Here is an 11588-nt window from a genome sequence, read left to right as displayed (position 1 = left end):
ATTGCCGCCGGTGCGGCTCGAGTGGCTGTCTCGGAACCGTCATGGCTCCGTGACAACTCGGAGAACACTACTGATGCGCCAGGGGCGTGTCAAACGGCCTCGGGCGGCCCCCGGACCCGGTCCCGGACCGGCCTCCGCCCGCCCCCCGACCGGTCCCCCGGCCATCCCTCAGTCGAGGTCGCTGAGCCGCCCGCCGGCGTCCGGCTGGGCGTCCTCCACCCTGCGCAGCAGCCGGGTCAGCATCTCGCCGAGCCGGCCGCGCTCCTCGCCGGAGAGGTCCTGGAGGAGTTCCTCCTCGAAGACCGTGGCCATACGCATGGCCTCCAGCCACTTGCTGCGGCCTTCCTCCGTAATGCCGACGATGACGCGGACGCGGTTGTTCTCGTCGCGCTCCCGGGTCACCAGGCCCTCCGCGACCATGCGGTCGATGCGGTGGGTCATGGCGGCGGGGGTGAGACCGAGCCGCTTGGCGAGGTCGCCGGGGCCCAGGCGGTAGGGGTCGCCGGCCAGTACGAGGGCCTTGAGGACCTCCCACTCGGCGTTGCTGATGCCGAGCTCGGCGGTCTGGCGTCCGTAGGCGACGTTCATCCGCCGGTTGAGGCGGCTGAGTGCCGAGACGACCTTCTCGACCTGGGGGTCGAGGTCCTGGAACTCGCGCTGATAGGCGGCGATCTGTTCGTCGAGGCTCGGCTCGGAGGCGCCGGGGCCGGGGGTGTCAGCCATGCCCGGCAGTATGACACGAACTGATTCGCGCTAAAGCCCTTCGCCATGTAGTCTTTAGCTTCGAACTTTACTGTTGAAGTCTTCAGGCCTCGACAGTCCGCCCCTCAACCTCGACCTAGGAAGGTGAGTGTGACCACCGCGATGGGCGCAGCTCTGCGCCGGATCCAGCTGGGGAACGCCCTGAGTGCGTTCGGCAACGGCTTCACCGTCCCGTTCCTGTTCATCTATGTCTCTCAGGTACGGGATCTCGGAGCGGGCACCGCAGGCATGGTGCTGATGACGTTCGCCGTGTCCGCGCTCGTCGTGCTGCCCTTCGTCGGTCGCGTGATCGACCGGCGGGGTCCGTTGCCTGTTGCCGTCGCCGGTACGGTCTCCGCCGCCGTCGGGTCGATGGGGCTCGGGCTGGCGGCCAGCGGGCCGCTGGTCTTCGCCGCGGCCGCCGCGCTGGGTGCGGGCATCGCGGTGATCCAGCCGACGCTGGCCACGATGATCGTCTGGTGCTCGACGCCGACGACCCGGTCGCGCGCCTTCGCCATGCAGTTCTTCCTGAACAACCTGGGCCTCGGCGTCGGTGGTCTGCTCGGCGGGCAGATCGTGGACACCTCGGACCCGTCGAGCTTCGTGCGGCTCTTCGCGATCGAGTCGGTGATGTTCCTGGTGCTGGGTGCCGCCGTGGCCACGGTGCGGCTGCCGAAGGCGCCCAAGGTCGAGGACGCGGTCCCGACGGACGAGGGCGCCAAGGGCGGCTGGCGGACGCTGCTCGCGGACCGGGCCATGGTGCAGCTGTGCGTTCTGGGCTTCGTGATGTTCTTCGCCTGCTACGGACAGTTCGAGTCGGGTCTGGCGGCCTTCGCGGTCGAGGTCACCCGGATCTCGCCGGCGACGCTGGGCATCGCGCTCGCTGCGAACACCGCGGCCATCGTGCTGGCGCAGTTCGTCGTGCTGAAGCTGGTCGAGGGGCACCGGCGCAGCCGGGTCATCGCGCTCGTGGGTCTCATCTGGACCGTTGCGTGGGTGGCCGCGGGGGTCTCGGGTCTCATTCCGGGGGCGCACGGTGTGGCGACCGCGCTGCTGATCTCCACGTACGCGCTCTTCGGTATCGGCGAGTCGATGCTGTCGCCGACGGTGGCGCCGCTGGTGGCGGACCTGGCGCCGGCCAGGCTGGTCGGTCAGTACAACTCGGCGTTCGCGCTCGTGAAGCAGCTCGCGCTGGCGATCGGGCCGGCCGTGGGCGGTCTGATGGCCGGTGGCGGCCTGTACGTCGCGTACATCGCCATGGTGATCGCGTGCTCCCTGGGGATCACCGCCCTGGCGCTGCGGCTGGGCCGCCGGCTCACCCCGGCGCAGGACAACCCGCTGCTGGCGAAGGCGCAGCGCCGCGCCAAGGTGGCGGAGGAGCGTACGGCGGTCTCTGCCTGACGCACGTGTGCATATAAGAGGAGAGGGAGGGCCGCCTGTGGCGCCCTCCCTCTCTTTCGTCATCCCTGCGTCACCCGTGTCCCGCCGGCAAGGCGAATTCGCACCACACGGCCTTGCCGCCGCCCGGTGTGCGCCGTGAGCCCCAGGAGGAGGCGATCGTCGCGATGATCGAGATGCCGCGTCCCGCCTCGTCGGCGGGCTCGGCGCGGCGGCGCCGCGGGAGGTGGTCGTCGCCGTCGGTGACCTCGATGATCAGCCGGCGGTCGGTGCGGCGCAGGCGCAGCCGCATGGGGGGTGTGCCGTGCTGGAGGGAATTGGCGACGAGCTCGCTGGCGGCCAGGACGCCCAGGTCGCGCAGCTCGGTCGGGAAGCGCCAGCTGACGAGGACGCCGGAGGCGAAGGCGCGGGCCCGGGGTGCTGCTTCGATGCCGCCGAGGAGCTCCAGGGCGGCGTTGTGGAAGAGCTCCGCGTCGTGGCCGGTGCGGGCGGGGTGCTGGAGGACGAGGACGGCGACGTCGTCGTCGTGGTCGGCGGTCACGCCGAGGGCGCGGATCAGGCGGTCGCACATGACCTGGGGCGAGCCGGTGGCGCCGGCGAAGGCGCGCTCCAGGGCGGCGACGCCCTCGTCGATGTCCTCGGTGCGGCGCTCGACGAGGCCGTCGGTGTAGAGGACGGCGCTGGAGCCGGGGCCTAGCGGGATGGTGCCGGAGGTGTGCATCCAGCCGCCGGTGCCGAGGGGCGGGCCGGTGGGTTCGGCGGCGCGGCGGACGGTGCCGTCGGGGTCGCGGACGAGGATCGGGAGGTGGCCTGCGGAGGCGTAGACCAGGCGGCCCTCGTTGGGGTCGTGGACGGCGTAGATGCAGGTGGCGATCTGTGTGGCGTCGATTTCGCTGGCGAGGCCGTCGAGAAGCTGGAGGACCTCGTGGGGCGGCAGGTCGAGGCGGGCGTAGGCGCGTACGGCGGTGCGGAGCTGGCCCATGACGGCGGCGGCGCGCACTCCGCGGCCCATGACGTCGCCGATGACGAGGGCGGTGCGGCCGGCGCCGAGGGTGATGACGTCGTACCAGTCGCCGCCCACGGCGGTGTCCTTGCCGCCGGGCTGGTAGGTGGCGGCGACGCGCAGGTCGTCGGGTTGTTCGAGCTCTTGCGGGAGGAGGCTGCGCTGGAGGGTGACGGCGGCCTCGCGCTGGCGGCGCTCGCTGGCGCGCAGCCGTTCGGCGGCTTCGATCTGGTCGGTGACGTCCGCGGCGAAGACGAGGACGCCGGGCTGTTTGGCCTCGGTGGCGCCGACTTCGATCGGGGAGCAGGTGAAGGTGTAGTAGCCGCTGCGGGGGCGGCTGTCGGGCTCGGTGGCGGCGCTCTGGTGGGGGACGTCGGCCGTGGGGGCGGTGTCGCTCGCGGCGGGGGTGGCGGCCGGGGCGGCGGCGAGGTTCATCGCGGCGTTGACGTCGGCCGTGACGCGGCGGGACTTGACCGTGCGGGGCCTGCCGCTGCGCAGGACCTGGTCCATGAGGGGGAGCAGGCCGAGCTCGGTGAGCTCGGGGAGGGCTTCTCGGGCGGGGGCTCCGGGGCTGCGGGCGCCGAAGAGGGCGGCGTAGGCGTCGTTGACGTAGGCGATGCGGTGCTCGGGGCCGTAGACGACGGCGACGAGGGCCGGGACCTTGCCGAGGGTGTCGTGGACGGAGAGCCCGTCGAGGGTGGGGACGGGGCCGTCCGGTGCGGGGGCGGGGGCCGGGGCGGCCTCGGCCCGGGCGGCGGGCACGGAGCCGCCTGCCGCGGGCGCGGGCTGTGCGGGGGCGGCGGTGCGGTCCTTGCGGTCGGCGCGCGCCGCGGCTCGGCGCTGTGTGCCGGGGAGCCGGGCGCTCCAGCGGGTGAAGTTCACTGAGGATTACCTCGCGGAGTCGTTCCGGACCAGCTCGGCGACGTGGTGTGGCCGATCCGCGTGCCCGGCGCGGGGCCGCGGTCGTCGGTGCGGGGGACTGCCCCCGGGGGAATGCAGCAAACGTCCGAATCCTCGTGATTGTCACTCTTCGCAGGTACGAGCCCACCCATGGTCACACGACCAGTGTGGCCGACCGGACTGACATCCGTCAGACGTCGGCCTCTCTGGGGGAGTTCCCGGCTCCGCCACAGGGGCCGTGACCTGCTTCAACTCGCTTCCGGGTGACGTCCGGTGTCTGCGGCGAGTTCGAATTCGGCCCGGGGGTTTTCGAGCGAGCCGAGGGAGACGATCTCGCGTTTGAAGAGCCCGGTGAGGGTCCACTCGGCGAGGACGCGGGCCTTGCGGTTGAAGGTGGGGATCCGGCTGAGGTGGTAGGCGCGGTGCATGAACCAGGCGGGGTAGCCCTTGAGTTTCCTGCCGTAGACGTGGGCGACGCCCTTGTGGAGGCCCAGGGAGGCCACGGAGCCGACGTACTTGTGCCGGTAGTCCTGGAGCGGCTTGCCGCGCAGGGAGGCGAGGACGTTGTGGGCGAGGACCTTGGCCTGGCGGACGGCGTGCTGGGCGTTGGGGGCGCAGACGGTGGTGGCGGGGTCGTCCGCGGTGAGGTCGGGGACGGCCGCCGCGTCGCCGGCGCCCCAGGCGTGTTCGACGCCGTCCACGGTGAGGGCGGGGGTGCACTTGAGGCGGCCGCGGCCGTTGAGGGGGAGGTCGGTGGCGGCGAGGACCGGGTGGGCCTTGACTCCCGCCGTCCAGACGAGCGTTCGAGTGGGGAACCGGGAGCCGTCGCTGAGGACGGCGATGCGGTCCGCGCAGGAGTCCAGGCGGGTGTCGAGGCGGACGTCGATGTTGCGGCCGCGCAGCTCGCGCAGGGCGTAGGCGCCCATCTCCTCGCCGACCTCGGGGAGGATGCGTCCGGTGGCCTCGACCAGGACGAACTTCAGGTCGTCGGGTTCGAGGTTGTGGTAGTACCGGGCGGCGTAGCGGGCCATGTCCTCCAGTTCGGCGAGGGCTTCCACGCCCGCGTAGCCGCCGCCGACGAAGACGAAGGTGAGGGCCGCGTCGCGGACGGCGGGGTCGCGGGTGGAGGAGGCGATGTCCATCTGTTCGAGGACGTGGTTGCGCAGGCCGATGGCCTCCTCGACGGTCTTGAAGCCGATGCCGTAGTCGGCGAGGCCCGGCACGGGCAGCGTGCGGGAGACGGAGCCGGGCGCGAGGATCAGCTCGTCGTAGCGGATCTGCACGGCGCCGGTGCCCTCCTCGTGGGAGGCGAGGGTGGTGACGGCGGCGGTGCGCTTGGCGTGGTCGACGGACTTCACCTCGCCGATGACGACCTGGCACTTGTCGAGGGTGCGGCGCAGAGGGACGACGACGTGGCGGGGGGAGATGGAGCCGGCCGCGGCCTCGGGGAGGAAGGGCTGGTAGGTCATGTACGGCTCGGGGTCGACCACGATGACGGTCGCCTCGCCGCGCTTGAGCTTCCGCTGCAGCCGCAGGGCGGTGTACATCCCGACGTAGCCGCCGCCGACCACCAGAATGCGCGCCGGTTCCTTCGCCAAGGCCACTCCTCAGTCATCGAGCACAGCTCCCTCCCCATGACGCACCCCCGGCAGGAGTTTGTCCACAGGCCGTGCGAAATGTATGACCGGGCGGCGGAGCTGATCCCTCCATGGGGGCGCACCGGTTCGAAAGACAGGTGCGCAGGTCAGGGTGGCTGCGGTGGGGTTGCGGGGTGGTGCAGAATCATTGTGGAGGGGGCATGTACTCCAATCGGGGGTGCCCGGTGCGGAACTACCCCTTCTTTCTTGACCTGGGCTCAACTATGTTCGTACTCCGTCGGGGTGTCAGAGACGTGCCTCGGCAGTCAGGGCGGGGAGTCTCCGGGGGGAGACGTCATAACCGGGGGAACACATATGCATATTCAGGGCTCTCATTGGTCCACCGCTGTCGCGCCGTCGGAAGCGGGCGGTGGCCGCAGCACGCCTCTGCGCGTGGACGCCCAGCGCAATCTCGAGCACGTTCTGCGTGCGGCCCGCGAGGTCTTCGGCGAGCTGGGCTACGGGGCGCCGATGGAGGACGTGGCTCGCCGCGCCCGCGTCGGCGTGGGGACGGTCTACCGCCGCTTCCCCAGCAAGGACGTCCTCGTCCGGCGGATAGCCGAGGAGGAGACCGCTCGGCTGACCGAGCAGGCCCGCACCGCGCTGGGCCAGGAGGACGAGCCGTGGTCGGCGCTGTCGCGCTTCCTGCGCACGTCGGTGGCCTCGGGCGCCGGGCGGCTGCTGCCGCCGCAGGTGCTGCGGGTCGGCGTCGACGGGGAATCCGAGGAGATCGAGGCGCGGGTGCCGCAGCAGCGGCAGCCGGGCGCCACCGGTGGTCAGCTGCACGAGCTGCGGCTGGTCGAGCAGCGGACGACCACCTCCGCGGAGCGGCACGACGCGGGTGCGGCGGCGCTGCTCGAGGTCGTCGGCCGGCTCGTGGAGCGGGCGCGGGCGGCGGGTCAGCTGCGTCCGGACGTGACCGTGGCCGATGTGCTGCTGGTGATAGCGACGGCCGCGCCGTCGCTGCCGGATGCGGTGCAGCAGGCGGCGGCGTCCTCGCGACTGCTGGACATCCTGCTGGAGGGGCTGCGGTCCCGGCCTGCCGAGTAGGCCGTCGCCTGCCGCGTAGGCCTTCTGTGTGACGGGCGTGCCCGGTCCGGCTCTCCAAGCGGACCGGGCGCATCCGGAAACCCTTCCCCGTTCGGGTGACCTCCAGTGCGTCATGCAGCCGAAGTCACCCCGGACGGGTGGTTGATGCCCATGCCGAGCTGGTGGCGGGCGCCACTGTGCCACGCTTTGCCGGTGTTCGGGTTTGCCGGCATGTACAGGGGCCTGCGCTATGGGTGTTGACGGGCAGGAAGAACCGAGTGGGAGCGAGAAGGCGGACAGACCGTCCTTGCCCCGGCCCTCCGACGAGGGCGGTTCCGCACCGGCCGGGGAGCCGGCCGGCGGTGCCGGTCCGAGCGTGCCGCGGCAGCGCAGGCGCAAGCACCGCCGGACGGACGCCGCCGCCGATGCGCCCCTGACCGACACCCAGCTGGTGGCCCGGATGCGGGCCGGCGAGAGCGATGCCTACGAGGAGCTCTACCGCCGCCACGCCCCCGCGGTGCGCCGCTATGCGCGCACCTGCTGCCGCGACAACCACACCGCCGACGACCTCACCAACGAGGTCTTCGCGAGCACCCTGCAGGCCGTGCGGGGCGGGGCCGGGCCCGAATCGTCGGTGCGTGCCTATCTGATGACCACGGTGCGGCGGGTCGCTGCCACCTGGGGGAAGAGCGCCAAGCGCGAGCAGCTGGTCGAGGACTTCGCCGAGTTCGCCTCGTCGGCCGCGCGGCTGCCCGCCACGGAGGACGGGGAGGGGCTCGGGCCGGGCGCGGACGTCCTGGCCATGCAGGAGGCCGAGCACTCCCTCGCCGTGCAGGCGTTCCGCAGTCTGCCGCCGCGCTGGCAGACGGTGCTGTGGCACACCACTGTCGAGGAGGAGTCGCCGAGCGAGGTCGCGCCGCTGCTGGGGCTGACGGCCAATGCGACGGCGGTGCTGGCGCACCGGGCGCGCGAGGGCCTCAAGCAGGCGTACCTGCAGGCGCATGTGAGCACCTCACTGACGGCCGGCGGCGACTGCGCGCGCTTCGCGGACCGGCTCGGGGCGTACGCCCGGGGCGGGCTGCGGATGCGGGCCGAGCGGGGGCTGCGCAAGCACCTGGAGGACTGCGCCCGGTGCCGTACGGCGGCCATGGAGGTCGCCGACGTCAATGAGCGGCTGCGGGCGCTGCTGCCGGTGGCGGTCATCGGCTGGTTCGCCGCCGGATTCTCGGCCAAGGCTGCCGCGGGCTTCGGGATCGGTGCGGCCGGGGCGGGGACGGCCGCGGGGGCGGGGGTGGCCGCTGCGAGCGGAGGTTCGGCGGGGACCGGTGCGGGAGCGAGCTCGGGGGCCGGGGCGAGCGCGGGATCCGGGGCCGGGGCCGGATCCAGCACGGGCGCCGGGGCGGGCGGGGCTTCCGGTGGCGCGTCCGGCGGTGGTTCGGGTGGGGCCGCTGCGGGCGAGGGGCTGGGGGCACCCGCGAAGCTGGCCGTCGTCGGTGGCGTGGTGGCGGCGGCGGGTGCCGCCGTGGCGTACGCCCTGATGGGGCACTCCCCCGCGCCGGACCGGGCGCCGCAGGCCAAGGTCAGCGCCGCCCCGGTGACGCCTGCGCCCAGCGTGACGCCGGAGCCGACGCCGTCACCGCGTCACTCCCCCAGTCCCGCGCCGACGCCCTCGGCGACGCCGAAACCGACGCCGAAACCGACGCCGAGGGTGAAGGCGCCTGCATCGCCGCAGGTCGTCCGCGTCACCCCCGCGCCCGTTCCGCCCGTCCACGTCGCTGCGCCGAAGCCGCGCCCGAAGCCCTCGCCGCCGCCTTCCGCGCCCCCGGTCCGCAGGCCGTCGCCCTCGCCGTCCCCGTCACCCTCCCCCTCTCCCACGCCTTCGCCCCCTCCCCTGCCGCCCCGCGTCTACCAGCTGAACCAGCTCGTCTACGCGGGCGTGGGAGACGGCAGCGGGCCGGAGATCCGGCTGGGCGTGCGCAGCTGGCTGTGGCAGCGGTACGGCCTGCGGGTCGGCGGGGTCGCGTACGGGCACGGCGTGAGCGTGCACGCGCCCTCGGCCGTGACCGTCGGCCTCAACCGGCCCTGCACGGCCTTCGACGCTCTCGTGGGCGTCGACGACATGTCCATGGGGCTGGGAGCCGCGCGGTTCTCCGTCTACGGCGACGGGGTGCCTCTGTGGCGGTCCGGCGCGGTGCAGGGCGGGGAGGCGGCGGTGCCGGTGCACGTGCCGCTGTCGGGGTACCGCAGCGTCAGGCTGGTGGTGCATCCCCGGCGGGGCATGGGGATGGTGGCGGTGTCGGACTGGGCGCAGTCGCGGATCACTTGCGGGTAGCGGGTAGCGGGTGACATAGGCACGTTAGGCCGGTCGCGGTCAGCGGGTCGCTCGTCGCGGGAAGCCGGTGGCGGCTCCGTCCGCCGGGAACGGCCCGGGCCCCGTCCGCCGGAGACGGCTCCCTCCGCCGGAAGCGACCTCGTCCGGCGGAGACGGACGGCGCCGCCTCCCTCACAGCCCCGGCCCCCGTGCCACTCCGCCCGCCACCGCCCGCTGGCGCGGTGCCGCCGAGCCCGTCCAGCACGTGCCGCGGCGGGCCAGCAGCCGGCGCAGCCACACCTCGGTGGAGACGAGCTCCGCGAGGCCGTCCAGGGGCAGCGCACGGCCGTTCGCGGCCCCGTGCAGCGCCGCTCTGACGACCCGGGCCTCGACGAGCCCGGCGTCGGCGAGGAGCGGTGCGTCGAAGAGCTCCAGCAGGGGGCCGGCGGAGGCCCGTAGCCCCGCCCGTACGGCGGCGGCGTGGGCCGCGTGCGAGGTGGCGCCCCAACCGGGCGGGAGTTCGCGGACGCCGGCCCCGGCGAGGACGGCGCGCAGCACCGAGGCGCGCGCCCCCGGCTGAACCCGGAGCGCCTCGGGGAGGGCGCGGCAGGCCCGTACGACCTGGTTGTCGAGGAAGGGGGCGTGGAGGCGCTGGCTGCGGACCTCGGCGGCCTGTTCGAAGACGCGGTGGTCGGCGGCGTGCCGGGCCAGGGCGGCGGCCGCGCGGCGTTCGCCGGGGCGCTGTGCGAGCCCTTGGGGCCGGACGGCCGCGGCCTGCAGCCGGACCGATACCTCGGCCAGGGCTTCACCCGTGAGCCAGCGGGCGGCCGGGCCGGGCCGGCACCAGGTGAGCGCGGCGAGGGAGGCGTCGACGGCCCCGCCCACTCCGGCGGGGAGGGCCGGGCCCGGTGTGTCGTCGACGACGGGGAAGGCCGTGGCCCGTAGCTGCCCGGCGGCCGCCTCCAGGCCTTCCCGGTAGGACGTACGGGCCAGCCGGCGGGCCGCCCGGTAGACGGTGAAGGGGATGAAGAGGGTCTGCGCGGAGGCCCTGTCGGCGCGGGCGAGCGCGGAGACGGGCCGCAGCAGGTGGCGCCGGCGGCGGTCCATCAGGAGGTCGGCCAGGCGCGCCGGGTGGGCGTCGAGGACCTGGCGGGCGCCGTGCCCGACGAGGTGGTCCGCGCCGCCCGCGGCCAGCCGGTGGCGGTGGCGCTCGGCGGTGACGAGCGCGGGGCCCGGCTCGTCGGTCAGGGGCCCGCCGGCCAGGTCCGCGTAGGGCAGGGCCTCCTCGCCCGCGGCGACGACGATGTGCCGCAGGCGGGGGTTGGCCGCGATGGCGTGGGCCCGTTCGAGCTCGGCCTCGCGGACGCGGTTGTCGTCGGTGACGAGGTCGTTGAAGGTGACGGCGAGCAGCCGTTCGCCGCCGCCGGTGCCGTGACCCAGGGGCGTGCCGGGCATCCCGGGCAGGCCTGCGGCGAGCAGCGCCAGGGTGGCGGAGGCGCTGCCGCCGGAGAGGTCGGCGCCGATGCCGGGGGCGGGGCCGCCGCGGGCGGCGCGGCGGTGGGCGGGGCCCATGCCGGGCACGGGGCCGGGGTCGAGGCCGCCGAGACCGTGGTCGGGGGCGTGCCGGGGGGCGGCGAGCCTGGTGCGTACGGCCTCGACGAGCGCGCTTCTTATGCCTTCGACGGCCTTCTCGGGCTGGAGCTGGGGGGCGGAGACGGCCAGCGACGCCGTCGGTTCGTAGCCGATGATGTCGCGCGTGCCGTCGCGCAGCACGAGGGCGTGCCCGGGCGGGACGCGCCGTACGCCCTTGTAGGGCGTGCCGTCGCCGAGGGCCTCCGGGGAGTCCGGGCAGGCGAGGAGGGCGGCGAGGTGACCGATGTCGAGCTGGGCCTCGATGAGGTCGGCGAGGGGCAGGGCAGCGGTGGCGTAGGCGGTGCCGCCGGCCCAGGCGGTGTGGAAGACGGGGCGGGCGCCCGCCAGGTCGCCGACGACCGTGGTGCGGCGGCCCACCTGGGCGACGGCGGTGTAGCTGCCGGGCCAGGCCGTGAGGTGCCGCAGGGCGCCTCCGCGGGCGGCGACGAGCCCGACGCGCAGCTGCTCGTCGCCGGCGCCGCAGCGGCCAAGGACGGCGAGGCGGGTGAGGGGGTCCAGCTGGACGACGCGGACCTCGTCGGGGCGCCAGTCGCCCACGGCCCACAAGGGGGCCGGGTCGCCCCACAGGAGCTGGGCGCCGACGGGGTGGACGGTGGGGGCTTCGAAGCCGTCGCGGCTTCCGTAACCGGGGCCGGCGCTGCCGTATCCGGCACCATTGCTGCCGTAGCCGACGCCGTTGCGGGCGTAACCGGCATCGTTGCGGGCGTAACCGGCGTCGCTGCCACCGTAGTTGTCGTGCGACGGGGCCCGTTGCTGCCCGGTCCCCGCGGTGGTGCTGCTCCACCCCACCACCCAGCGCATTCCGCCTCCACAGGCTGTGGACAACCGACGTGGACAACCGACCGAGCACCAGCTGGACGGCCATCAAGCGCTGCCATCCGCAGTCATCATGCACAGGAGGTCGCCGGTTGCCACA

At 74.1% G+C, this 11588-nt stretch carries 7 protein-coding genes; 3 read left to right on the top strand and 4 right to left on the bottom strand.

What is annotated here, in order from left to right; translation table 11 throughout:
* Positions 1–168 precede the first annotated feature (168 nt).
* On the bottom strand, positions 169–723 hold the full coding sequence (locus AS857_RS33995) for a MarR family winged helix-turn-helix transcriptional regulator (RefSeq protein WP_058047317.1): 555 nt from the start codon (positions 721–723) through the stop codon (positions 169–171).
* 129 nt (positions 724–852) lie between these two features.
* Here AS857_RS33995 and AS857_RS33990 point away from each other — a divergent pair, with 129 nt between their 5' ends.
* Entirely contained in the window at positions 853–2142 is a 1290-nt protein-coding gene (locus tag AS857_RS33990) for an MFS transporter (protein WP_058047316.1), read from the top strand.
* Positions 2143–2212: 70 nt separating this feature from the next.
* Here the strand turns inward: AS857_RS33990 and AS857_RS33985 are convergent, their stop codons facing one another.
* A complete protein-coding gene (locus tag AS857_RS33985; RefSeq protein ID WP_058047315.1) occupies positions 2213–4024 on the bottom strand; it encodes an ATP-binding SpoIIE family protein phosphatase in 1812 nt (603 codons plus the stop codon).
* A 266-nt stretch (positions 4025–4290) separates the two neighbouring features.
* On the bottom strand, positions 4291–5589 hold the full coding sequence (locus AS857_RS33980) for an NAD(P)/FAD-dependent oxidoreductase (RefSeq protein WP_058047331.1): 1299 nt from the start codon (positions 5587–5589) through the stop codon (positions 4291–4293).
* A 405-nt stretch (positions 5590–5994) separates the two neighbouring features.
* On the opposite strand from AS857_RS33980, the gene AS857_RS33975 reads away from it, so the two are divergent.
* Entirely contained in the window at positions 5995–6729 is a 735-nt protein-coding gene (locus tag AS857_RS33975) for a TetR/AcrR family transcriptional regulator (RefSeq protein ID WP_058047314.1), read from the top strand.
* A gap of 229 nt (positions 6730–6958) precedes the next feature.
* Positions 6959–9040, top strand: coding sequence for a sigma-70 family RNA polymerase sigma factor (locus tag AS857_RS33970; protein WP_058047313.1), 2082 nt, complete (start codon positions 6959–6961; stop codon positions 9038–9040).
* A gap of 171 nt (positions 9041–9211) precedes the next feature.
* Here AS857_RS33970 and AS857_RS33965 read toward each other — a convergent pair whose 3' ends face one another.
* A complete protein-coding gene (locus AS857_RS33965) occupies positions 9212–11473 on the bottom strand; it encodes an asparagine synthase-related protein (protein ID WP_079110908.1) in 2262 nt (753 codons plus the stop codon).
* Positions 11474–11588 lie beyond the last annotated feature (115 nt).

The organism is Streptomyces roseifaciens (assembly GCF_001445655.1).
GTDB classification, from domain to species: Bacteria; Actinomycetota; Actinomycetes; order Streptomycetales; family Streptomycetaceae; genus Streptomyces; species Streptomyces aureoversilis.
The sequence above is the reverse complement of the archived record's forward strand: the minus strand, read 5'-3'. Positions and strand labels throughout refer to the sequence as shown.

Excerpts from the sequence above, each read along its gene's own strand:
- AS857_RS33995 (WP_058047317.1), bottom strand. The coding sequence starts at position 723 with ATGGCTGACACCCCCGGCCCCGGCGCCTCCGAGCCGAGCCTCGACGAA.
- AS857_RS33980 (WP_058047331.1), bottom strand. The coding sequence starts at position 5,589 with ATGTACACCGCCCTGCGGCTGCAGCGGAAGCTCAAGCGCGGCGAGGCG.
- AS857_RS33975 (WP_058047314.1), top strand. The coding sequence starts at position 5,995 with ATGCATATTCAGGGCTCTCATTGGTCCACCGCTGTCGCGCCGTCGGAA.
- AS857_RS33970 (WP_058047313.1), top strand. The coding sequence starts at position 6,959 with ATGGGTGTTGACGGGCAGGAAGAACCGAGTGGGAGCGAGAAGGCGGAC.
- AS857_RS33965 (WP_079110908.1), bottom strand. The coding sequence starts at position 11,473 with ATGCGCTGGGTGGTGGGGTGGAGCAGCACCACCGCGGGGACCGGGCAG.